A 23,762-nucleotide genomic window follows, 5' to 3' on the forward strand; every position below is an offset into this window, starting at 1 on the left:
CCGTAAAAACGATTTTTTTCTCGGCTTCTTTTTTGTGCAAAAACTCAATGGAGATTAAACTATCTAGGGGTGCTAGCCAGCTTGAACGGTAGGAGATGGGGCTTTACGAACTCTTTTAATTAGGTACTCTGGATAAGGCTTAGCATCACAAATCGAAAGACCAACCCGGTTGGAATTATTAACTAGAGAGTACTAAATGCTTTTCTTTTTAAGATGATGATGCTAAACTTACTAAAAATACATAAAAACGCTAAGGGAGCTAATTACTATGAAGATGTGTTGTTGTTTGATATCAGTCTAATAAATAAGTGATCAAAATATGGATTCTCTTATTTGTTAGCGAACTAACTTGTTTTCATTTCAAGGGAAATTCATATCGATCATCAACATACCTTCTATTAATTTTTTTACTGTGCAATAAGGGTTGGTGTCTATTTGAATAGATCCCAACTCTTTTTTGTTAGGAAGAAAAATTATGGTAAATAAAAGATTAGTTAAACTACTGGGTAAGCATCGTGGAGGCCAAACTTGTTGATTAAGTCTAGCTATAAAACAATTTAAACGACTTTTATAATAACTTAATTAATAAGAGGGAATGAGTATAATATGAATGATTTGATAACCATGGCGGTTGTTGGAAGTGCCGCCCTGATACTGTTTATTTTGGCTTTTTTACAGCGAAAGAACGTCAGCTTTAACAAATTAGTGCTGCTGGGATTAATTCTTGGATTGAGTTTTGGGGCAATCAACCAGGTCCTTTTTGGGGCGACGAGTAAAATCGTCACTACGGCAGTTGATTGGATCGGAATTGTGGGAAATGGCTACATTTCGTTGCTGCAAATGCTCGTGATTCCGTTAATCGTAATCTCCTTAATCAGTGCGTTTACTAAGCTAGGAAACGCTAAAAATCTGGGAAAAATCGCGAGAAATGTGTTAACGGTACTATTGTCTACCACTGCAATTGCAGCGTTTATTGGAGCAATTACCGTTATCGCTTTTAATTTGCAAGGAGCGTCGTTTGTAAAGGGAACGGCGTCAAAAGATAACCTGGCCTTCTTACAACAACACCAACACGCGCTGAGCGAGTTGACGATCCCGCAAAAAATTGTGAGCTTCTTGCCACAAAATATTTTTGAAGACCTTGCCGGTACGCGCGCAACCAGTACGATTGCGGTAGTGATCTTCTCTTTAATCGTGGGGATGGCGTATATATGGTTAAAAGAACACTATCCTAACGATGCCGCGGCTTTTGCACGGGGCACCGATATTCTGGATAAATTGATATCCAGAATGGTACGCATAGTTATTAATTTGACCCCGTACGGAATTTTTTCGTTGATGGTGAAGACGATTGCGGTGAATAGCATTAAGACTATTATGGGCTTGGCGTACTTTATTGTGGCTGTTTACGTAGCCCTATTGCTAGTGTTAATGGTGCATACCATCATTTTGCTCTTCATGCACACTAACCCAATTGAATACTACAAAAAAGTATGGCCGACCCTGATCTTTGCATTTACCTCACGAAATAGCGCGGGGACGTTACCAATGAACGTCGAGGTACAAACTAAGCAATTGGGAATTAACAAGGCAATCGCGGATTTTTCGGCCAGTTTAGGACTTAGCATTGGGCAAAACGGGTGTGCCGGTATTTATCCAGCGATGATTGCGTCAATAACGGCTCCCGTAGTGGGGATCAACATTGTTTCGGTGAAGTTTATTCTAACGCTAATCGTTATCGTAACCATCTCATCCTTCGGGGTCGCGGGCTCGGGCGGCGGTGCAACCTTTGCCGCTTTAATCGTCCTAGGGACCTTAAACTTACCCGTGGGGGTTATGGGAATTGTGTTGGCAATTGATCCGATTATCGACATGGGACGCACGCTGGTGAACGTTAACGATAGTATCTTAGCAGGATTGGTAACCGCTAAACGAAGCGATATGTTTAACGAGGACGTTTTCAACGGAAAAGAAAAAATTGAGCAAGCTTAGTTAAGTGAAATGAATTAGTTTTTTATAATCTTAATTAAAGGACCCTTTCAGGAATTTTTAGATTCTGAAAGGGTCTTTTTTATTTTAACTAAAAACGTTATTTCTTAAATGCTAGTTCGATGAAGTATTGATGGGATAACTAAAAATAACCTATTCAATTAACGTTAAGCCCGTTGTATCAAGAATTTGTAGTTGGTGGCCGGGGAGCTTTTTAATCAAATGGCGGTTTTCCCAACGCTTGAAATAACGGCTGATGGTTTCTGGAGTAGTTCCTAACAACGTCGCCAAATCTTTATTTTTGAGCGGTAGGGTGAAGGGGTTGGCTTGTAAGCCAGCTGAAGTTTCAATAAGGTAATCGGCTAGGCGTTCAGCGACCGAAGCCGTATTGGTCTTGGTTGCTTGGGCCTCGAGAGTTAACAACCGGTTGCCGAGGGTATTCATCACGTTTACGGCAATTTGTGGGTTTTGGGTCAATAAACGTTGAAAATCCGTGCGAGCAATCGTACAAACGGTGGTCGGGGTCAGGGCCGTAGCTGTAGAGTGGTGTTCAAGCTGGTTAAATAAGGCGGCTTCGCCATTGATGTCGCCACTTTGCAATAGGTACAGCAGGTGTTCTTTACCATTTTCAGCAGGGCGTACCACCTTAACCTGTCCCTTAGCAATGATGGTGAGGGCGTCCACGGAATCGCCGGCGTGATAGAGATTTTGCTGAGCCGCAACGTGATGGTGATGGACAATTGCTTCGATTTGCTGACTTTGGTCAGCGGACAGATTTTTAAAGATGGGAACTAAAGGTACGCAGTGGTGTGCGTCGACGAGAGTGGTCATTAGAATTCTCCTTTGTTTAATGAACCAAATTTTTGTCAAAAATTGACCGGGGTCAATTTCAGTCCGGACGTTCGCTTCTATGCTTAATATATCAAAGCAAGGAGGAAATATAAAATGACTAAAGTTATTCTGCAGTTGGATACGTTAACCTGTCCAAGTTGCATGACAAAAATTCAAAGTGCGATTACTAAATTAGCAGGGGTCCAAAACGTTAAGGTCCTATTTAACGCTAGCAAGGTTAAAGTCCTAGTTGACGACCAGCTGAGCGGGGAAGACTTAAAACGGACGGTTGAAAAGCTGGGCTATCAGGTGCAAAACGTGAAAACAAGGGAGGTTGTTGGATAATGGCTCAATCAATTGAAGAACAGTACCTAGCCGAACAAAAGCAAGCTGAAATTGATCATCACCAACCAACGGCTGGAGCGATGACTGACCACGTTTTAGCAAATTTACGGGTGTTATCTAACAAGTTAATCCAGGCGGTTTGGTATGTGAAGGGACCAAACTATTTTGCGGATCGCGAATTCTTACTCCGGTGGCAGCCAAAAGTTGACCGTGCCTTTCTTGAGTTAGGTGAACAGCTCCGGGCCGTGGGTGCCAAGCCAGCCTCGGTCACTGCGGAATTTAGTGAATATAGTATGCTAAGCGAGGATCCGCGGATCAAGTATTATACGACGGAAGCCATTTTGGAGGAGCTGGTAGCGGATTGTCAAACTAGTTTGATGTTTATTCAACGGGCCGTGACCTTGGCTAACCAGGAAAATAAGCTCCCCTTAGCTAACTTTCTAATTGAACTTAACGGGCAATTTAACCAAGTCTCACGAGAATTACAAGCCCGGTTAGGAAAGGAACCGTTGGAGGGCCTAGAAGAGGACGAAGACGATGATTAAAATCCAACAGTGGTTTGCTAAAAACGGTAATTGGTTGACGGGAATGGCGGCTGTTTTAACCGTAATGGGCTGGCTATTACAACACGGCAAATTTTCTCTAGAATGGGGAATGATTGCGTACAGCTTAGCCACGTTAGCAGCGGGGATGCCAATTCTTTTAAAGGCAATCAGCGCGGTGCGCGCCCGAATAATTAGCATTGAGCTGTTGGTAAGCATTGCCGTGGTGGGCGCTTTGGCAATTGGAGAATTTGAAGAGGCGGCGATGGTGACCTTGTTATTTGGCTTAGGAAATTACCTGGAACAGCGCACTTTAAAAAAGACCCACCAAGCGTTAACCAACTTAACCGAAATGCAACCCACGCAGGCGATCCTAGTGGAGGCGGGGCAAACCCGGGCAATTGCGGTTGACGATGTTGCGGCTGGCGACCATTTGTTAGTACGCATTGGTGATCAAATCCCGGTCGACGGACAGGTGGTTTCAGGAACGGCAACCGTCAACGAAGCCGTGATTACTGGGGAAGCACGGTTAGTTAACAAAGTGCCTACAGATTTGGTGTACATGGGGACGGTTGTGGAAAACGGCTCAATCGTAGTTGAAGCGCAGAAGGTTGGGGAAGCCACCACGTTTGGCAAGATAATTGAATTGGTAGAAGAAGCACAGGATAATCAGGCTCCGGTCAGTCGATTTATTGATCGCTTCGCCCGGTTTTATACGCCAATAGTCTTAGTGTTGGCGATCTTAACGGGATTGGTGACCCAAGACTTTCGTTTAGCGATTACGATTTTGGTATTAGCGTGTCCAGGCGCATTAGTAATTGGAACGCCGGTCTCCAACGTTGCGGGGATTGGACGAGGAGCCCAAAGCGGGATCTTGATTAAGGGAGGCCAAGTCATTGATCAATTGGCAAAGGTGAATACCATTCTCATGGATAAAACCGGAACGGTGACTACCGGAAAGCCAAGTGTTCAGAGCTTTTATCCATATACGCAACAAGATTGGTTAATGGTGGCGGCCCAATTAGAATCACAAACTAACCATCCTTTAGCCGCGGCCGTGGTGGAATTTTATGAACAACGGGCGGCCCAGTCTGTGCAAAACCAAGATGTCCAGATTTCCACCATTAAGGGAATCGGGATTGCCGCAACTTGGCACGGCCATCAGGTAAAATTAGGAAGTCCGCGAATTTTAGAACTAGGTTCCCAGCCACTTTCAAAAAAACAGGCGACTGATTTACAAAAACTGCAGGAAGCTAGACAATCGATAATTTTAATGACGGTAGACGGTCTTTTAGTATTGGCAATCGGCTTATCCGACCAAATTCGGCCCGGCGTAGCTAGCGCGCTTAAGCAACTTCGTCAAGCTGGAGTGACGGATCAATGGATGGTAACTGGCGACCAGCAAATGGTTGCCGAATCCGTTGCAAAGGCGGTAGGGGTGACCCAGGTTAAGGCAGGCAAGTTGCCCAACGAAAAGGCCCAATTCTTGAATGAACTCCAAGCAAACGGCCAACCAGTACTGTTTGTTGGCGACGGAATTAACGATAGTCCCGCGATTGCCCAGGCGGCGGTGGGAATTGCGATGGGGAGCGGTACCGACGTCGCGATCGGAACCTCGGACGTGGTGCTGATTAATCCCGATTTTAAAAACATTGTTTTTGCACGACAACTTGCGCAAGCGACGGTACGTAACATGATGGAAAACGTGATAATTGCGGTTGGTACGGTGGCATTATTAATGTTAGGAGTCAGTTTAGGTTGGGTAAATATGGCAAGCGGGATGTTTTTTCACGAGGTTAGCATTTTAGTAGTAATTTTCAACGCGATGCGTTTGCTGAAATTAAGACGGCCAACTTGGGAAGTTTTTTCCACAAAAACTAGCGGTGAGAGCCCTTCCAGTGAAACTATCTAAGTGATAGGGCTATGGTTTTTCACAATTTTCCTGTATGATAGAGGATAAGAATGAAAAGATGAGGTGAAGGACTTGGCAAACACAGATTTATCAAATTTTGATAAAATCATTGTTTTGGATTTTGGTAGTCAATACAACCAATTGATTACACGCAGAATCCGTGAATTTGGGGTTTACTCAGAGCTTCTTTCTCATAAAATCACTGCGGAAGAAATTAAGCAGATTAATCCTAAGGGAATTATTTTCTCTGGAGGACCGAACAGTGTTTATGATGACGATGCTTTTCGAGTTGATCCTGAAATTTATCAATTAGGAATTCCAATTTTAGGAATTTGTTACGGAATGCAATTGATGGCTTACAACTTGGGCGGTCGGGTTGAATCTGCGGATAACCGTGAATACGGCCATGCAGACATTAACGTGACTGACGACCAAGCAGCGTTGTTTAAAGACCTGCCAGCTACCCAAACGGTTTGGATGAGCCACGGTGACTTGGTTCGCGAAGTTCCAGCCGGTTTTAAGACGGTGGCTACTAGCGCAAACTGTCCAATCGCTTCCATGGCGGATGACGAACGGAAGTTTTATGGGGTTCAATTCCACGCAGAAGTACGGAATACACAATACGGTAACGATATTTTACGGCACTTTGCCTTTGATGTTTGTCAAGCTCAAGCAAATTGGTCGATGAACGACTTCATTGACATGCAAGTGGAAAAGATTCGCGAAGAAGTTGGCGATCGTAAAGTGCTTCTCGGACTTTCTGGTGGGGTTGACTCAAGCGTTGTCGGCGTATTGTTGAACAAAGCCATTGGCGATCAATTAGTATGTATCTTTGTGGATCACGGTTTGTTACGTAAAGGTGAAGCAAAGCAAGTTATGGATAGCCTAGAAGGCAAATTCGGCTTGAACATTATCAAGGTTGACGCACAAGACCGCTTCTTAAGCAAGTTAGCCGGAGTTACTGATCCTGAACAAAAACGGAAGATTATCGGTAACGAATTCATCGAAGTCTTCAATGACGAAGCTCAAAAGCTTAAGGGGATTGATTTCTTAGCTCAAGGTACCCTTTACACTGACGTAATTGAAAGTGGAACGGATACTGCGCAAACAATCAAATCCCACCATAACGTGGGTGGATTGCCAGAAGACATGCACTTCGAACTAATCGAACCGCTTCGGACCTTGTTTAAGGATGAAGCACGTGACCTAGGTGAAAAGTTGGGAATGCCAGAAGATCTAGTTTGGCGGCAACCTTTCCCTGGTCCTGGTCTAGGAATTCGGGTGTTAGGTGAAATCACCGAAGATAAATTGCAAATCGTTCGCGATAGTGACTTGATTCTACGTGAAGAAATCAAGAACGCTGGTTTAGACCGCGACATTTGGCAATACTTCACCGTATTACCAGGAATTCGCAGTGTTGGGGTAATGGGTGACGGCCGGACTTACGACTACACAGTCGGAATTCGTGCAGTTAACTCAATCGACGGAATGACCGCCGACTTCGCGCGGATCCCATGGGATGTACTCCAAAAAATTTCGGTACGAATCGTAAACGAAGTTGACCACGTTAACCGCGTAGTGTACGATATTACGTCCAAGCCGCCGGCAACAGTGGAATGGGAATAATTGGTAAGTGACAAAAAATATTTTATAAGTTAATTAGACGTTTTGTTAGTGAATTTAATAAATTTTATAAGAAAAAAGCCGTTGTTACGCTAGTAATTACGGCTTTTTAGATATGTATATCATGATAAAATATGATCAATGAGTTTAGGATACGGAGGAAAAGTCGACGTGATAGAATTTAGAACAAAATCTCAAGAAACACTAGCCAAAAGAGGCTTTTTAAATAACATTATACAAGGTGATTCTATAGAAAAAATGTCTAAAATTCCAGATGATTCCGTGGATATGGTTTTAGTTGACTTACCCTACGGAACAACCCAAAATAAATGGGATAGTGTTATACCCTTGGATAAACTTTGGGAACAATATCATCGGATTGTAAAGTTGAATGGAGCTATGGTATTTACGGCATCTGGGGTGTTTACTGCCCGTTTAATGCTTTCAAATGTAAATGAATATAAGTATAAATATGTTTGGGAAAAGTCTAAAGCTACGAACTTTTTAAATGCAAAAAAGCAACCTTTGAGAAAGCATGAAGATATTCTTGTATTTTATAGAAGACAACCAACATATCATCCTCAGATGACTTATGGAGAAGCCTACTCTAAAGGAATACGAAAAGATCAGGTAACTGGATCATATGGTGACTTTCAACCGACGTTTGTTAAAAGCAAAGGTAGTCGATACCCGGTTGATGTACTTTATTTTAAAACTGCAGAAGCTGAAGGCCCAGTTCTGCATCCTACGCAGAAACCTGTAGAACTTGGTCGATATCTTATTAGAACATTCACTGACCCTGGCGATATAGTTCTTGATAATACTTCTGGATCAGGATCGTTCTTAGTAGCTGCGTTGAAAGAAGGGCGTAATTTTATTGGTATTGAAAAAAATAAGGATGTTGCTTTATTTAAGAAGCATCCGGTAGACTATATTGAAGTGACAAAGCGTAGAATAAAAGAAGCGATTACAACAATGAAAATAAATGAAAAAGAAACTTTAAAAAATGTTATTGCTGTAAACTTGACTAAGGAGGCGCATATCAATGAATGAGTCCAAGTTACTAGCTAATGAGCGTAGTGAGGGAGGTGAATTAATTGTAGAAATGAACTTACTATTTAATCGCTACAATTGGGGGATGAAGTCAGCTGTTGGCGAACTTTCACTTAAAACAGAATTTGCAAGTGATAATCGAAATGGAACACTTTTTCCCGATGCTGTTATTTTTGCTGACAACGCAAAAAGTGAAGCTCTCATGGGATGGGAATTTAAGATGCCTGACGTTTCTATTAATGATGATGAATTGTATGAAAATGCGTTGGACAAAGCGAACCGAATGGGGACACAAGCTTTTGTGCTATGGAATTTTCAATATGTGGCAATATATATAAAGGAAAATGGGAAATGGAGTTCTCAGCCGACAAAGTTTTTTAATGACTATGCAGACAAATTAGTAAGTAGGAAGTCTGTGCACGAAAATGAGGATTTATGGAAGAAACAATTATTTAATGTCCTTGTATATTTGAATAATGAATTGATAGCAGAAAAATTTGAGTCTGCACCAATTGAATTTAACATTGGAAATTATATTTCTACAATTGCTGATGTACTAACTCCTGCAGTGGCGGTCAATTATCTTCAAAGCTCAGATACGGAATTAAAAGCAAGAATGAGAAAGTGGCGTAGAACAGAACAAGCTGAACTCACTTTAGTAAAGGAAAACGAACCTGATGTCAAAATAGCTAATTCATTTGCTAGAAATGTTGTGATTCGTTGGGTTAATCGAATTATTTTTGCTCATTTACTTCGTGACAAGCAAAATATTGTTAATGACATATTAGTTCATTTTTCTAATACGTCAGATATACATAGGTTAACTGTCGATTTAAATTCAGTAGTGGAGAAAACCGATTTTTATACAATCTTTCATGTGAATAAATATGAGGATCGGTTACCTGGACGAGTCACTGCAAGTTTAAATGAATTTAATAAATATCTTGCGAACACTGATTTTTCAAAAATGAGTAGAACATTTGTATCACAACTATTAGAAAGTGTGATTAGTGTAACAACTCGTGAGTTGATGGGGTTATACACGACTCCACCAAATTTAGCCAAATTACTTGTTAGCTTAACGGTTAAAAATGCAGATGGAAATTTTGCAGATATAACAACTGGCTCAGGAACGATCGCGCACACCATTCAAAATTTACTTAGGAATTATTCAAAATCTGAAGAGTACATTCATGACCATATTTGGGCATCTGATAGATATGGGTATCCCCTTCAGATTGCTAATCTTAATCTTACTACATCAGACAGTCTCAATTTGAAAAATATAGTATTTCAACATAATGCTCTTGATTTAAAAATTGGTGAGAAGATAAGTATTGTGAATCCTTCAACAGGTATGAATGAAAACATTGAAATCCCTGCATTTAATTATATAATTTCAAATTTACCATTCGTTGGTAGCAACAATCGAAATGAGGAAGATCAAGGATATATTAATGCGATTTTAGAAAAATATTCTGAGTTAGATGACAAGATTGATTTATATCAAGCAATTATACTCCATTTAGAAACTCTACTAAGCAAAGAAGATAGTGCTAGAATTGGAGTCATAGTTTCAAATTCTTGGACTAAAGTCCAAAGAGACTACAAATCTTTTTTTAAAGTCCTAAATTCTATTTTTGATATTGAATTTATTATTCAACCTTTAAGAGGGCGGTGGTTCCAAAATGCGAAGGTAGTGGCGAATATCCTTATTTTAAAGCGTAAGTCCAAAGAGCGTTCGAAACCAATAAGATTTATCATGATAAAAAATGGATTAACGTCTCCTGATAAATATGGAGGACATTTTGGAGAATTGCTTGATGATATTAAATTAGGAGAGCAAAATGACTTGTATATAGAACAACAGATTGATGCTTCAAACGTTATTGAGAAAATTAATTTAGGGATTTCTGTTGAAGCAATGTTCGATAATTTAGATTGGATTGATGAATTCAAAACAAAAATGGCACCCCTTAATAGATATTTGGAAGGGGGACGAGGGACACGAACTGGTGGCGATCAGCTTTTTATCATGAAAAATCAGAATGTAGATGAAACATATATGATTCCGTATCTAAAAACTATTCAGGATGTCCAAACTTTTGAAATTAACAAAACAGAGTATTTTTATTTCTATTTAAAAGACGATATGCAAACTCTTAAGCAAAAAGGGATGTATAAAACAATTAAATACTTAGAAACAGTAAAGAACTCTAAAATAGCTATAAGTAGAAAGAAAAAATTGGGAGATAAATGGTTTAATGCTGATCAGGCCCCTAAGTACGCTGATTTTATTACTTCTATTAATCCTCAAAATAGATACTTTTGGAGTAGAATAAACGCGAAGATTGCTGTTAATCAACGTGTGACGGCCTTTAAAATAAAAGAAGAGTATGCAAAGGATATAGAATCTCTACATGCTTTGCTAAATAGTTTACCAGTACAATATATGCTAGCGGCTTCGGGTTTTGGGCGAGGACAAGGAGTGACAGATTTAACTAAAGATGGTATTATGCAAATCTATATTCCTAGTTTAGATGAGCTTAACTTTTTAGACAAAAAAATGCTGATTAAAGCCTGGCAAAAAGTTAAATTAAAACCTGTTCCGACAGTAGAAGAACAAGTTTATGATCCCGATTGGATTGAATTTAATAGGATTGTCTTTAATTTATACAAAGTCGATTTCGATAACTTTAAGAAAATGTCAAGAAACCTGTTGGAATTACTTGAACGAAGAGCATCTGCTAAAAATATTGTTGGTTAATTTTGTCAAAATAAAAATACAGTATGGACAATAAATGGGTTATCTAGCAATAGCAATGGGTGTGTATAGAAGCTACTAAGGAAGGCATTACGTTTAACAACGAATTAAATTCCATTTTTATTTTTGATAGAAATTCAATGTAGCTGGTATTGATTTTTTTGCTTCAAATATGTTAACGGATAAATCCTTAATCATGCCCTCCAGAGCTAATGCATCGTTATCCAATAAAAATTCGTCAAAATCTCCGTAAAAGAAGTCGCCATAGTATGAGAATAAACATCTAATTTAGGTGAATGGGAAAGGCTTATAAATCAACGTTTTATATTTCGAAAATGATCGATTCCCAATAGATTTATATATTTCCCTACCAAAACCTTGCCAAAATTGGTGGGAATGTGTGCGGGGTTACCTTCATAAAAAGCTTTGACAATTATTTTGTCAAAGCTTTTTTAAGATTTAAATATACCTAAGAATAAAAACAGGAATTTAGAATGAAAAATTTTTCATTCTAAATTCCTGTTTTGTACTTTCATAGATATTTTATTGAAGTGTTTCATTGGCTTTTTCAATAAGGGATATAAATTGTAAGATGCTTTCGGTCTGTTCATCAGTTAAGCCACCCATTTTGAAGGGTAACTCATCAGAAAGCCCTAAAAGGTAATCGGCTGATGTATCTAAAATGTTACATATTTTTACAAGTGTCTCTAGTGATGGATATGACAATCCTTGTTCGTATGCTGAGATTGTACCTTTACTAACATCTAATCTTTTGGCTAAATCAAGCTGTGTGAAATGTTTTAATTTTCTAACAGATTTTAAGCGAGTATTGAAAGAAGTAATATTCATATGTTTTGCCCTCCGTTCAGGTTAGCAAAAACATGTACAAGCATTGCATGTATCAAATGCATGTAATATTGATATAAAATTTCTTTTTTGATAGTATAAAGGGTATTAAGTGTTGGTTATTTTGTTATTAGTAGCAAACAAATTAAGCATATTAATTTGTTTGCTTAATTTATGCTTTTTTTAACCCGCACTTGACGGTAAAAGTTGGAAATACATAAAGACAATATTTTATTTTGGAGGAATAATATGTCGAATAAATCGAATCTTACTATATTAACTACTACGATTGCTGCTACTGGCGCGGTTGTAGTTGGCACTGGTACAAATGTGCATGCGGACACGGTTAAAGCATCCACCCCTGAACAAGTGCAAACGGTTAAGGCCCAAGACCAAAAACTAGATGATGACATCAACCAAGCGCAAAACGACGTTAACGATGCTCAAAAGAATGCTGATCAAACCCAAAACGCGGCTAACGATGCTAAGCAAACTGCTGATGATTCTCAAAAGCATGCTGACCAAGCATCTGACCAAGCTAACCAAGCACAAAACGATTTAAATGACGCCAAATCTAATGAACAAGCCGCTCAAGATAAGGCTGACCATGCTACTGATGACGCCATTAACCAAGCGCAAAATGATGTTGATGACCAAAAGAAGCAAAATGACCAAGCTAACCAAGACGTTGAAAACGCCCAAAATGACGTTAACCATGCCCAAGACAACGTCAATGACGCCAAGTCAAATGCTAACCAAGCGCAAAACGATGCTAATCAAGCGGATGATGCGGCATCTAAAGCGCAAGATGATGTGAATAATGCCCAAGCTGACCTTGATAAGGGCAACCATGCTCAAGCGGATTTAGACCAAGCGCAAGATGATTTAAACCGTGCTAAAGACAACGCATCTAAGGCTGAAAACGGTGCCAATCAAGCGGACCAAGCTGAAAATGATGCGGCTAAGAAAGCTAATGATGCGAAGAAGAAAGCTGACGATGCTACTAAAGCGCAAAACGATGCCCAACATAAGGCGGATGCCGCTAACAAGGCTAAAGATGATGCTCAAAAGGCGTTGGATGATGCTAAGAGTCATCAAGGTAATCCAAATCAAGTGCATTTAAGTCAAGATTATCTTGATGCGTTAAAAGCCTTTAGTAATTCTTATTATGGTGACCCAAATTATCAAACTTTGTTAGATAACTTGGCAAAGGCTGCTCAAAAGAATTATGAAGCAACTGGGTATGTTTCCGTTGATGGTAATACCCAAATCAAAATTAACAGTCAAGCTGATTTGGATAAGTATCTTAACGAATTAAACCAATATGCTCAACAATTGATTAATGGTATCCGTGACCAATTGGGCACTAAAGGTGTTGAACTTTCAAAGGGTTCTGAAGAATTAAGCCGCCGGTTATCTGATGCATACACAAATAACAATTGGGATGGCATGGCTAATGGTCATGATGCTACTACAAATACTGAAGTCGCTAATGGAATGGGACTTGATGGTAGCAGTGCGCAAGACCTTGCTTCTGGTTTTTTCACGTCTAACACACACGGGGATTGGAGCTTCACACTCGATGACTTTATGAAAGCTTTATATGATTCGGTTATTAAGTGGATGTTTGATGATGAAATTAGTGAATGGGGTCACGCTACTAGTGTTGCTGGCTTGGATACTTTGGATTCCGATTACACACAATATATTGGAATTGGATTCTGGAAATTTAATCCGGATGGCGATTATATGGGAATTCCAAACAGCGATGGTATGTTCCGGTTAGATACGATGTTGAATTTAACTTATGATTACATGATTCCAGAAAACTCGGAATTTGACACCACCCCAATCAAGTCTGACGTCCCTTCCCAATCGACGATTGACCAATTAACGAACGACTTGAAAACAAAGCAAGCGGATGCAAGTGCTGCTAATAATGCTTTGGCAACCGCTAAAGCTAATAACGCAAAAGCTCAAGCTGCCCTAAATGCCGCTAATGCAGCTTTAAATGCGGCTAAAGCTAACCAAGCTAAAGCCCATGCTAACTTAACTCAAGCTCAAGCTGCCGTTAAAGATGCTCAAGCAGCGGTTACTGCGGCTCAAAAGGCTCTTGATGAAGCAAATGCTAACCATGCCGCTAAGCAAAAAGCGTTGGATGATGCCAAAGCTAAATTGGCGGCTGCGAAAGCCAACCAAGCTCAAAAGCATGCCATTTTAAATGACGCGAACGCTAAACTCGCGAAAGCTAATAAGGCATTAGATGATGCGAAAGCTAAATTAGCAGCTGCCCAAGCAGTTCTTGCCGCTGGTCAACAAGCTTTAGCGGATAAAGAAGCTAAGTTAAATGACTTGAAGAACGCTGATAAGGCTCTTGCTGATGCTAAAGCGGCTGTTGAAGCGGCTCAAAAGGCTTATGACAATGCTAAGACTGCAGTTGACAAGGCTCAAGCTCAAGCTGATGCTGACGAAGCAACTTATGAACGTCTTCAATCAATTGCTGATAAAGCTGCCAAAGCCTTGGCGGATGCGAAAGCTCGTTTGGCTCAATTAGAACATCAACGCGACATCAACGATGCGATTGACGATGTTGATAACGGTTCAAAAGATTCCGACAAGAATCGGGATGGAAACAGTAACCACAATGGTTCAAATGCTTCTAACGAATCAAATTCATCAAACACAAGCAATATATGGGATGATCCAACCGTATCAAACAACAGTGCAATATCTAATGGCTCATCTGCCGTAGTTACCCCAGCAATGGTTGCAGCCCGTGCAATGTCGAATCGTTCACGTCCTCAAGTGGTTAAAGCTTCAATATTACCTCAAACTGGTGAAACTAATAATAACGAAGGCTCGATGATTGGACTGGCTTTACTTTCATTATTAGGTGCGTTTGGACTGGCAAAAACTAGCCGGCGTCGGATGCATTAATAATAGTAGATTAGTTTGAGAGGATTCATTAATATGAATAAAAAAATTTTACTTCCAGTTATGATTTGCTCAATGGTTCTGTTGGCAGCTTGTGGTAAACAAAGTTCAAAAAGTAACGATACGCAGTCTCAGTCTACACAATCATCGGCTACTAAGTCTTCATCAAAAAGTAGTCATGAATCGGTAAAAAAACATGAAGATATCACAATGAATCTTAAACAGATTCAAAAGGGTGATTATAGTAGTTTACTTCATGGTGATTGGAAAATGATTGGAGCTAAGGTTAACTACCATAAGGGGAATGGCCTTGAATTTGATCGAAGCCAAGTAGATGGTCAAATATCAATCACGAGGGATAAGATTGTTGATGGACCATTAACTCTAAAACGTAATAGCGTATCGGTTGATGGTAATGAAGAAATTGCCGAGGTCCAAAATAACGGAAAGACGTTATCTATTTCAACTAACAATACTGATGAAAAAAACTGGTCTGTAACTTTCTATCCAGCAGGTACATCAAATGAGTACAACAATGGCAGTAAAAACTTAATTACTGTTTGGATGAGTGATGATAATTACACCGAGGTCTTTGAGGAACAAAATTCGGATAATAACAGTAAATCAAGTTTCATGACTAAGAAAAAAACAAAAAGCAGTAGTTTATGGAACGCTAGCAAGGACGAAAAATTATCGTCATTTATTGACAAATGGTCGGTAACGATGGATCAAGATTACGATAAATATGATGGGGTAAATGATATAGAAACCTCGACGGGAACCACCTATCCACGCGATTTATCTAATGTAACGGTTAACGGACAGAGCAGTTCAATTGGATGGAGTAAAGATGGAAAAGGTGATTATGAATATAATGTAGTGGCGATTTACAATCACGATGGAGACGTGCCGCCATTACCAAACCATATTACTTATTTCTTTGCTTATCATAATGGCGAACCGGTAGTATTGGTCGACCAAAGTCGAGATGGTACGCCGGATCTTACTGAGACACAAAATGCTCAATTAAATGCCGGTTTTAACCGGATCGCTGAAAACTAAATTATATGGGAGTAGATTATGGATTCGAAGTTAAAAAATTGGGTAGAATCAAAGAATCTGTCAAAAAAGCAGATTATTGAGATTTTAGCGGGAATTATTTTAGTGATTGGGGTAATTTTTGCCCTAATGCCTAAGGGTTTAAATGGAACTTATGAATTAAGTAAAAATTACGTGGTTGGTAAGGATACGGATACAATTGTTTTTAGTGGAAAAAACTATAGAGAAACCGTAACTACAGTTGATACAGGTTTATTTGGGGGGTCAGAATCAAAAGAAGTAAAAAGATATTCTGGAACTTATAAAGTTACTGATAGAGAAGTGACTTTTTCGGGTGACTTCCCACATTCAGCAACGGCAAAATTATCCAAAGATAAAAGAGTGTTGACCCTCCAAGATGGGGACCAATATGTAAAAAAGGATTAAATTAAAGAGATATAAATCCCAAATAAAATGCACGCCGATAATATTTTCTCGGCGTGCATTTTTTTATAAGTTAAGCTGGGCTAGAGTGAGGTGTTGATGTTGTTCATCCTTATTTTGCTTGAACCCACCATTCACTGATCTCTCCAGATGAATCTTTTTCTGGAAAAGCAACATGACCATTAATTTTAGTTTTAGCACTTAAATCGACGTAGTCATCGTCTTCCGATTCTGAGCCAGTTTCTTCTTCAGCATCAAAATGGATGTACATTTTGTGATCTTTAATTTTCCAGTCTCCACTAGCTAAGAAGCCACTAGTAGTTCCATCGTTATGAAAACGTACGTAGCCTTCACTATCATTTTTAGCATCATCATAACTTTCAGGCTTTTCGCTTTCAGTTACAACATAATAAGAATGCCCATTAAAGTCCCGCGCAGGGTTATTCAGCGTTTTAAATGCAAAAAATACACAGAGTACTATAACAATCACTCCAACAAGCTTGATAGTCTTGCCATTTTTTCCGTTCAAAGTTTCTTTAAGTTTATCCATTGATCATTTCTCCGTTCTTTTTATGTATTTTCACATGGTATATCTTAAGTTGAGATGTGCGGGATCACCAACCCGCAGGTACGTTATAGCTGCCGTCTCCGTCAGTATCAGAAGCAAAAGTACCATCCGATTTTAACCCAATGTTTTTTCCATCGGCATTGTCCAAAGACCAATATGTGTTACCACCTTCAACGTTTTTTACGTGGACGGTCCAGCCTTGATCACCTTGTTTTTTGGTTGCGTAAGCAATTGCTTCAGCGTCAGTAGTCAGATGAACCTTGCCGTGGGTACTGTCAAAACTTTGGGGACTTTTTTGACCTTGGTGAATTTTAACGATGATGTCGTCGACCTGCTTAACCTGTGCAGGTGTAGAGTAGTAGCGTTGTTCTAATTCAGCTAAACTAATAGTTTTAAATGGGGGGTAGTGTTTATTAGCTTTGCGAGAATATTTTACGTTGTTGCCTTCAATTTGATATGAAACGATGCAAACGGGCCCACCATTTCCAACAAAGTTTCCGCCATCATTTTGCCAAATCCCAAAATTGATTTCTTGCATGATATCATCATCGGGGTAACACATTTGGAAAAGCATTACCGCAATTTTCTCTTTATCCTGAGTTTTGATGGCAGTGTTCTGGGCAGAATGCTTTCGGGCCTTTTTAGTAGTTGTTGAACTACTTGACCGCGATTGTTTAGCGACTTTGTTAGTTTTACTAGTTACTGAAGATGATTGCTTTGTTTTAGCTTGGCTGCCGCAGGATCCCAACATTAATGGAATGGTAAGTAATGCGACTAAGACGTAACTTTTCTTCATTTAAACTCCTCCAAAAAGTAAATAGTTAATACGAGTGGATTCTAAAATACGTAGCAATAAATGTTTTTCAAAACCAACTCCTTTCAAAAAGATAATTGCCTAATTTTATAATGTTAGTATATCAAATAATATATGCATATAAAAATTAGAATGAAAATGATATAACAATAACCCAAAACGGTTTGAAAAATCAGCGCAATGTTGTGGTTTTTAAATATCGTTTTGCCGGAATTTTCTACTGATGTGCAAAAATCACTTAATATATTCATGAAAACTTAAGTTATATAGTTTATAAAACGCGAGATCATTAAAAATGAACTAATGTGATATCGTCAGCATTAATTAACTGACTTTTTATAATTACTACGATAAAACTAAGTTACCAAAGTGTAGTTGCTTGAATGCTTACAAAAAGTTAGCTATCATAGATAGCGTAGATTAAGATTAGCTAATTAGGAGGAACGGAAAATGGCAAAGATATTTATTGCGGGTGGCTCTGGTCGGGTTGCTACCGCCTTAATTAAGAATTTAGTTGCGGATGGTAACGAAGTGGTTGCTGGAGCGCGGCATCCTGAAAACGTTGTTGAGATGGATCACGTGTCTGCGGTAAAACTTGATTTGCACGACGGGGTAGATGCCATCGCCGACTTAATGAAGGGAAGCGACGCCGTTTACTTCACTGCTGGTTCGCGAGGCGCCGACTTATTGCAAACTGACGCAATGGGCGCAGTTAAAACCATGCAAGCGGCGGAAAAATTAGGAATCAAACGCTACGTCATGCTAAGTTCACTATACACATTGGAATCGGAACGTAAGTGGCATGAAGACGGTTTGGCAGACCTCTTGGATTACACCACTGCCAAGTTCTTTGCGGACAACTACCTCGTTCATGACACTGATTTGGATTACACCATTGTTCAGCCAACTAGTTTGACCGAGGAAGAGGGAACTGGCCAAATTTACATCGGTAAAGATTTCCCACAAAAGACCAACCCAATTCCAGACGTGGCAAAGGTTCTAGCAGACGTTTTGAAACATCCAAATACTGTTAAAAAAGTATTTATGATGAGCAGTGGTAGTCAAACGATCGACCAAGCGTTGGCTAACGTATAAATTTTAACCAACTAGAATATCCCCCAGTACGCCAAGAATCCATTAACGTGATTCTTGGCGTTTTATATTTTATCCATAAAATATTTTGTTTGTGAAAATGAATTGGACTTTTCATTATAGATTTGACATTTTCCTGAATTATTTTCATTATGGTAGAAGCACGTTTGATGAAAATGAGAGAGGAAGAAAAATATGGAAGCACAAAATACGCGGCACACCAATCCGATGATCGTGGTGGCGGTAGTGGCGTTGATGTCCTTTATGGGGATTTTGACGGAAACCTCAATGAACGTAACTTTCCCAGCTTTAATGAAAGAGTTTCACGTATCCCTCAACACGGTTCAGTGGGTGACCGCTGGATACTTATTGATGGCGGCCTTAGTAATGTTAACGTCAGCTTACATGAAACGTCGATTTACCAACCGGCAGTTGTTCACCGCTGCGGCAATCTTATTTAGTAGCGGTGATCTAATTTGTGGGCTTGCGACTAACTTTTGGGTTTTACTAGCCGGTCGGTTAATTCAGGCAGGGTGTGTGGGGCTATGCACGCCCTTGATGGTCAACATCATTCTAGACGTAGTCCCCCAGCATAAATTGGGGACTTACATTGGAATGGCAAACTTGATTATTTTGATTGCACCGGCACTTGGTCCCACGTTTGGCGGGGCGGTAGTCGCGTTCAACAGTTGGCGGATGATTTTTTGGTCAACTTTACCCGTTGCGTTAGTGCTAATGTTGCTTGGCATGAAGGTCATCAAGCAGTACGCGCCTACTGACCAGCACTACGCGTTTGACTGGACCCGATTCCTTTTGTTGGGGCTGGCGTTAGTTAGTTTGATTGTCGGATTGAACGCCCTCGGAGAAATGCAATTGGGGACTTTTGTAGGGTTGCTGGTCGTCAGCATTGGTTTAACCATGCTATTTGTTAAACGCTCGCACACCGCAACCAAAGCTTTATTTTCACTGCAAGTTTTTAAACAACCGGCCTTTTTATACAGTTTTCTACCATATATAATGCTGCAATTTGCAAACGTAGGGATTAACTTCCTGTTACCTAATTACGTGCAGGATGTTTTTCAGGCGACTTCGTTAGTTGGCGGGCTAATCTTACTGCCGGGGAGTTTGTTTAACGGGTTTGGACAACCATTGTATGGATGGCTGTTGGATCGGTTTGGCGGAAAAGTGCCCTTGTATACCGGAGACATTTTATTTACCTTAGCGCTGGTCGGCTTAATGTGCTGGGGACCTCAATTAGGGGTGGTTGGAATCACGATTGCCTACTTAATTTTTGCGATTGGCCGCTCGATGGCGTTTGGAAATTCGGTCGCGTACGGACTAAAACATATTGACAAAGAATTTCAAAACGACGCCAACGCGTTGTATAATACTGGGCAACAGGTTACCGGAGCAATCGGAACGACTATCTTAGCGCTATTGATGGGATCGGTTAAGCGCCCGGGCTACACCCACGCGCAAAACGTAAGCGCAGGGAGTCAGCTAGCATTTATTTTGCTAGTGATTTTCGGTTGCGTAATCTTTGTGTTTTTCCACCATTTGGTTAATTTAAAGAATTTGCCAGAAGAAAAGGGCGTTGATTTATAGGCGCCGGGCAAAATAGGAGGAGCAGCATGGCGAATATTGAACGATTTTATACTAAATTTCACCCAACTAATTATCAAATTAAGTTAGCAATTAGTCGGGAAACAAAGGAAATTAAAGGAACGACCACCATTACTGGGGAGGCGTTAAGTTCCCAAATTGACATCCACCAAAAGGACCTGCAAATTGAAGAACTGCAGGTAAATGGTGCAACAGGCGACTTTACCGTTGATCAAGCCGCGGAAGCAATTCACGTTAAATTACCGCAGACCGGAACGGTAACTTTGGAAATCAAATACACCACCAAGTTAACTGACACGATGATGGGGATTTATCCTTCATATTACGAAGTGAACGGGGAAACCAAGCAATTGGTGGGAACCCAGTTTGAAACCACCTTTGCGCGGCAAGCCTTTCCGTGCGTGGACGAACCGGAAGCCAAGGCCACCTTTGATTTAGCAATTAAGTTCGACGAACATCCGGGCGAAGTGGTATTGAGCAACATGCCAGAAACTAAGGTCGAGGATGGTTACCACTATTTTGAACGTACGGTAAAAATGTCTACGTACTTAATCGCGTTTGCCTTTGGTGATTTGCAAAGTAAGCAAACTAAAACTAAGAGTGGCGTTCAAGTGGGCGTTTTCGCTACGAAGGCTCATCAACCGCAAGAATTGGATTTTGCTTTGGACATTGCCAAACGAGCGATTGAATTTTACGAAGACTTCTACCAAACCCCGTATCCACTACCACATTCATGGCAACTAGCCTTGCCAGATTTTTCAGCCGGTGCGATGGAAAACTGGGGCTTGGTAACTTATCGGGAAGCCTACCTCTTGCTCGATCCAAAGAACACCACTTTACGCACTAAACAGGTGGTGGCCACGGTAATTGCTCACGAGTTAGCGCACCAGTGGTTTGGTGACTTAGTAACCATGCAGTGGTGGGACGACCTTTGGTTAAACGAAAGTTTTGCCAACATGATGGAATACGTGGCCGTTGACGCTTTGGAACCCGATTGGCAAATTTGGGAATTGTTCCAAAATTCTGAAGCAGGCGCAGCCTTGCAACGGGATGCCACGGACGGAGTGCAATCCGTACACGTCCAAGTCAATGATCCGGCTGAGATTGACGCCCTCTTTGATGGAGCCATCGTTTATGCAAAGGGAGCCCGAATGTTGGTAATGGTCCGCGCTTTGATTGGCGACGACGCTCTCCGTCAAGGACTGCAAAAGTACTTTGCAAACCACCAGTACGGAAATGCTACCGGAAACGATTTGTGGCAAGCACTCGGGGAAGCCGCGAACATGCCAATTGGCGACATCATGCATACGTGGCTAGATCAACCGGGATACCCAGTGGTGACCGCCCAAGTTGAAAATGGTGACCTGGTACTTGAACAACAACAATTCTTCATTGGTGAAGGACAAGATCAACAACGCCTATGGCAGATTCCGCTGAACGGAAACTACTCAGAGGTTCCGGCCTTACTACAGACGAAAACCTTGAATTTAGGAGATTACCAAGACTTACGAGACCGAAACCAACAACCGTTCCGTTTGAACGTGGGCAACAGTTCGCATTTCATCGTGCGCTACGACCAACGGTTATTAGACGATATTTTAGCTGATTGGGAGCAACTGACCGCAATCGACCAGCTTCAACTGTTGCAAGACCTCCGTTTGTTGGCGGAAGGCAAACAGATTTCCTACGCGGAGATCGTGCCTTTATTACCACGCTTTGCGAAAACCGATTCTGCGCTCGTAACCGAGATGTTATACCGGGTGGCAAATGGTTTAAAGAAGTTCGTTGCTCCACAAAGTTCGGCAGAAAAACAACTTAAGAAGTTCTTTGATGAATTAAGTCAAGCACCAGCCCAACGGTTAGGCTGGCAAGCGGCGGCTGGTGAAACCAACGACGACCAGTTGATGCGTCCGATGGTGTTGAAGGCGGCTTTGTATGCGGAAAATCCAGCAGTTACCGCACAAGCTCACCAATTATTTGTGGAAAATGAAGCGCAGTTGCCAAAATTACCGGCTGCAATTCGTTCCTTAGTGATCCGAAATGAAGTTGAACACTTTGGTAGCCCTGAGCTTTTTGATCGGTTGCTTAAAGAATATCAACGGACAAGCGACGCGAGCTACAAGAGTGACCTTTGCCAGGCGCTTACGTCCACACCATCCTTACCATTGATTCAACAACTAGTTCAACAGTTTGAAAATGCGCAAGTAATCAAACCGCAAGACTTGCGGGCGTGGTTCCGTGGCGTATTGGCTAACCCTCAAGGACAAGGCCCGGCATGGAACTGGATTCGTGACGAATGGCAATGGCTAGAAGACACGGTGGGCGGCGACATGGAATTTGCCACCTACATTACGGTGATTGCGGGAATTTTCCAAACACCGACGCGTCTAGCCGAATTCAAAACATTCTTTGAACCAAAACTAGCAACTCCAGGATTAACTCGGGAAATTACGATGGATATTAAGGTAATTGAAACCCGAGTCGCACTAATTGAAACAGAAAGGGATGCTGTACAAGCTGCGGTAGCCCAAGCAATTAAGTAACGTGATAAATAAAGCGAGCGACTGCGAAAAAACTGAAAGTTCCTTTTGCGGGTTGGTTCTATTAGAGTCAACACACACCAAAAGCTAGTTTGTCCCGCTTAACCTAAAAGCGACCATTATTATGCTAAATTTAGACATAATAATGGTCGCTTTTTAGTTAGTGCTTGCAAACTACCCGACTTTTGGCCAATGCGCTCGTTTTTAATTTGCCTAAAGTGCGGTGTAGTTATTTGTTAACGATTTGGTGGTTGGAAAGGTCCCCGTCCGCGCTTTGGACGTCGCCATTTGCGTAAACGTAGTAAGACCCGTGTTTAGGGGAGGTGATGTGGAAATAAATTGGTGAAGACTTGCCAATGGAACTAAAGGCCACTTTCCAATTTTGGTTGCCGTATTTTTCAGTTAGGAGGGCAACTGCTGCTTGTTCATTTTGAATTTTTTCGTCAGCAAGGGGCCGATTGCCATTCTTCTTTTCTGCCTTCGTTAAGTCGCTACGGGACATTTGGTTGTCGGTAGAACTACTTGAGTTAGTAGTTGCACTCTTCGAAGATGATGCGGAACTGGAGCTAGTCGAATTTTTTGAAGAATTTGCGCTAGCCGACGAGTTAGTATCTTTATCAGTTGAACTCGATTTAGTGTCCTTGCTAGCCGCCGACTTACTTGATAACTTGGCCACCTTTTCGGTCTTACTAGACTTGGAAGATGTATCAGAGTTAGAAGTAGAATGGGTGCCACAGCTTGCCAAAGTTAATGGTAGGACTGCTAAGATAGCGATTGACGCGATTTTTTTCATGGTAAAATCCT

The 23,762-nt window shown here is 40.8% G+C and carries 18 protein-coding genes; 13 read left to right on the forward strand and 5 right to left on the reverse strand.

All coding sequences use genetic code 11. The features are described 5' to 3' along the window. The first annotated feature begins 606 nt into the window (after window positions 1-606). Window positions 607-1,992 carry a cation:dicarboxylase symporter family transporter gene (locus NYR25_01875; GenBank protein ID UWF34180.1) on the forward strand — a complete coding sequence of 462 codons (1,386 nt, stop codon included), beginning with the start codon at window positions 607-609 and terminating at the stop codon, window positions 1,990-1,992. A gap of 150 nt (window positions 1,993-2,142) precedes the next feature. Here the strand turns inward: NYR25_01875 and NYR25_01880 are convergent, their stop codons facing one another. Further along, entirely contained in the window at window positions 2,143-2,820 is a 678-nt protein-coding gene (locus NYR25_01880; GenBank protein UWF34181.1) for a Crp/Fnr family transcriptional regulator, read from the reverse strand. A 114-nt stretch (window positions 2,821-2,934) separates the two neighbouring features. On the opposite strand from NYR25_01880, the gene NYR25_01885 reads away from it, so the two are divergent. The 6 genes from NYR25_01885 to NYR25_01910 all read left to right on the forward strand — a co-directional run bounded on the left by NYR25_01885 (window position 2,935) and on the right by NYR25_01910 (window position 11,062). Continuing rightward, window positions 2,935-3,165 (forward strand): heavy-metal-associated domain-containing protein, encoded by a 231-nt coding sequence (locus tag NYR25_01885; protein UWF34182.1) that lies wholly within the window; start codon window positions 2,935-2,937, stop codon window positions 3,163-3,165. After that, window positions 3,165-3,710: a ferritin-like domain-containing protein gene (locus tag NYR25_01890; protein ID UWF34183.1), complete on the forward strand. Its 546-nt coding sequence runs from the start codon at window positions 3,165-3,167 to the stop codon at window positions 3,708-3,710. The genes NYR25_01885 and NYR25_01890 overlap by 1 nt, the downstream gene beginning before the upstream one ends. Continuing rightward, entirely contained in the window at window positions 3,703-5,619 is a 1,917-nt protein-coding gene (locus NYR25_01895; protein UWF34184.1) for a heavy metal translocating P-type ATPase, read from the forward strand. The genes NYR25_01890 and NYR25_01895 overlap by 8 nt, the downstream gene beginning before the upstream one ends. Before the next feature lie 72 nt (window positions 5,620-5,691). Continuing rightward, window positions 5,692-7,245 carry a glutamine-hydrolyzing GMP synthase gene (guaA, locus tag NYR25_01900; GenBank protein ID UWF34185.1) on the forward strand — a complete coding sequence of 518 codons (1,554 nt, stop codon included), beginning with the start codon at window positions 5,692-5,694 and terminating at the stop codon, window positions 7,243-7,245. Window positions 7,246-7,413: 168 nt separating this feature from the next. Next, window positions 7,414-8,295 (forward strand): site-specific DNA-methyltransferase, encoded by an 882-nt coding sequence (locus NYR25_01905; protein ID UWF34186.1) that lies wholly within the window; start codon window positions 7,414-7,416, stop codon window positions 8,293-8,295. Then, entirely contained in the window at window positions 8,288-11,062 is a 2,775-nt protein-coding gene (locus NYR25_01910) for an N-6 DNA methylase (protein UWF34187.1), read from the forward strand. Before NYR25_01905 ends, NYR25_01910 begins: the two co-directional genes overlap by 8 nt. A 540-nt stretch (window positions 11,063-11,602) precedes the next feature. Here NYR25_01910 and NYR25_01915 read toward each other — a convergent pair. Further along, window positions 11,603-11,908, reverse strand: coding sequence for a helix-turn-helix domain-containing protein (locus tag NYR25_01915; GenBank protein UWF34188.1), 306 nt, complete (start codon window positions 11,906-11,908; stop codon window positions 11,603-11,605). A 246-nt stretch (window positions 11,909-12,154) separates the two neighbouring features. Here NYR25_01915 and NYR25_01920 point away from each other — a divergent pair, with 246 nt between their 5' ends. The 3 genes from NYR25_01920 to NYR25_01930 are packed head-to-tail and all read left to right on the forward strand — an operon-like array spanning window position 12,155 to window position 16,324. Beyond that, complete coding sequence (locus NYR25_01920) at window positions 12,155-14,842, forward strand: SEC10/PgrA surface exclusion domain-containing protein (GenBank protein ID UWF34189.1); 2,688 nt, start codon at window positions 12,155-12,157, stop codon at window positions 14,840-14,842. A 33-nt stretch (window positions 14,843-14,875) separates the two neighbouring features. Continuing rightward, the gene (locus NYR25_01925; protein ID UWF34190.1) at window positions 14,876-15,901 is read left to right on the forward strand and encodes a DUF4767 domain-containing protein; all 1,026 of its coding nucleotides are present in this window, start codon (window positions 14,876-14,878) and stop codon (window positions 15,899-15,901) included. Between the two features lie 18 nt (window positions 15,902-15,919). Further along, window positions 15,920-16,324: a hypothetical protein gene (locus tag NYR25_01930; protein UWF34191.1), complete on the forward strand. Its 405-nt coding sequence runs from the start codon at window positions 15,920-15,922 to the stop codon at window positions 16,322-16,324. A gap of 109 nt (window positions 16,325-16,433) precedes the next feature. Here the strand turns inward: NYR25_01930 and NYR25_01935 are convergent, their stop codons facing one another. Continuing rightward, window positions 16,434-16,871 (reverse strand): hypothetical protein, encoded by a 438-nt coding sequence (locus tag NYR25_01935; GenBank protein ID UWF34192.1) that lies wholly within the window; start codon window positions 16,869-16,871, stop codon window positions 16,434-16,436. A 64-nt stretch (window positions 16,872-16,935) separates the two neighbouring features. Beyond that, window positions 16,936-17,685: a hypothetical protein gene (locus NYR25_01940; protein ID UWF34193.1), complete on the reverse strand. Its 750-nt coding sequence runs from the start codon at window positions 17,683-17,685 to the stop codon at window positions 16,936-16,938. 468 nt (window positions 17,686-18,153) lie between these two features. Between NYR25_01940 and NYR25_01945 the strand changes: the two genes are divergently transcribed. The 3 genes from NYR25_01945 (at window position 18,154) to NYR25_01955 (ending at window position 22,961) form a co-directional block, all read left to right on the forward strand. Continuing rightward, a complete protein-coding gene (locus NYR25_01945; protein UWF34194.1) occupies window positions 18,154-18,798 on the forward strand; it encodes an SDR family oxidoreductase in 645 nt (214 codons plus the stop codon). 192 nt (window positions 18,799-18,990) lie between these two features. Then, the gene (locus tag NYR25_01950; protein UWF34195.1) at window positions 18,991-20,400 is read left to right on the forward strand and encodes an MFS transporter; all 1,410 of its coding nucleotides are present in this window, start codon (window positions 18,991-18,993) and stop codon (window positions 20,398-20,400) included. Between the two features lie 26 nt (window positions 20,401-20,426). Next, window positions 20,427-22,961 (forward strand): M1 family metallopeptidase, encoded by a 2,535-nt coding sequence (locus NYR25_01955; GenBank protein UWF34196.1) that lies wholly within the window; start codon window positions 20,427-20,429, stop codon window positions 22,959-22,961. A 226-nt stretch (window positions 22,962-23,187) separates the two neighbouring features. Here NYR25_01955 and NYR25_01960 read toward each other — a convergent pair whose 3' ends face one another. Next, window positions 23,188-23,751 carry a hypothetical protein gene (locus tag NYR25_01960; GenBank protein ID UWF34197.1) on the reverse strand — a complete coding sequence of 188 codons (564 nt, stop codon included), beginning with the start codon at window positions 23,749-23,751 and terminating at the stop codon, window positions 23,188-23,190. Window positions 23,752-23,762 lie beyond the last annotated feature (11 nt).

The sequence above is a fragment of the Pediococcus acidilactici genome (assembly GCA_024970065.1).
Classification (GTDB): domain Bacteria; phylum Bacillota; class Bacilli; order Lactobacillales; family Lactobacillaceae; genus Pediococcus; species Pediococcus acidilactici_A.

Excerpts from the sequence above, each read along its gene's own strand:
- NYR25_01895 (UWF34184.1), top strand. The coding sequence starts at position 3,703 with ATGATTAAAATCCAACAGTGGTTTGCTAAAAACGGTAATTGGTTGACG.
- NYR25_01885 (UWF34182.1), top strand. The coding sequence starts at position 2,935 with ATGACTAAAGTTATTCTGCAGTTGGATACGTTAACCTGTCCAAGTTGC.
- NYR25_01940 (UWF34193.1), bottom strand. The coding sequence starts at position 17,685 with ATGAAGAAAAGTTACGTCTTAGTCGCATTACTTACCATTCCATTAATG.
- NYR25_01915 (UWF34188.1), bottom strand. The coding sequence starts at position 11,908 with ATGAATATTACTTCTTTCAATACTCGCTTAAAATCTGTTAGAAAATTA.
- NYR25_01910 (UWF34187.1), top strand. The coding sequence starts at position 8,288 with ATGAATGAGTCCAAGTTACTAGCTAATGAGCGTAGTGAGGGAGGTGAA.
- NYR25_01960 (UWF34197.1), bottom strand. The coding sequence starts at position 23,751 with ATGAAAAAAATCGCGTCAATCGCTATCTTAGCAGTCCTACCATTAACT.
- NYR25_01935 (UWF34192.1), bottom strand. The coding sequence starts at position 16,871 with ATGGATAAACTTAAAGAAACTTTGAACGGAAAAAATGGCAAGACTATC.
- NYR25_01930 (UWF34191.1), top strand. The coding sequence starts at position 15,920 with ATGGATTCGAAGTTAAAAAATTGGGTAGAATCAAAGAATCTGTCAAAA.
- NYR25_01925 (UWF34190.1), top strand. The coding sequence starts at position 14,876 with ATGAATAAAAAAATTTTACTTCCAGTTATGATTTGCTCAATGGTTCTG.
- NYR25_01890 (UWF34183.1), top strand. The coding sequence starts at position 3,165 with ATGGCTCAATCAATTGAAGAACAGTACCTAGCCGAACAAAAGCAAGCT.
- NYR25_01880 (UWF34181.1), bottom strand. The coding sequence starts at position 2,820 with ATGACCACTCTCGTCGACGCACACCACTGCGTACCTTTAGTTCCCATC.
- NYR25_01945 (UWF34194.1), top strand. The coding sequence starts at position 18,154 with ATGGCAAAGATATTTATTGCGGGTGGCTCTGGTCGGGTTGCTACCGCC.
- NYR25_01950 (UWF34195.1), top strand. The coding sequence starts at position 18,991 with ATGGAAGCACAAAATACGCGGCACACCAATCCGATGATCGTGGTGGCG.
- NYR25_01955 (UWF34196.1), top strand. The coding sequence starts at position 20,427 with ATGGCGAATATTGAACGATTTTATACTAAATTTCACCCAACTAATTAT.
- NYR25_01875 (UWF34180.1), top strand. The coding sequence starts at position 607 with ATGAATGATTTGATAACCATGGCGGTTGTTGGAAGTGCCGCCCTGATA.
- NYR25_01920 (UWF34189.1), top strand. The coding sequence starts at position 12,155 with ATGTCGAATAAATCGAATCTTACTATATTAACTACTACGATTGCTGCT.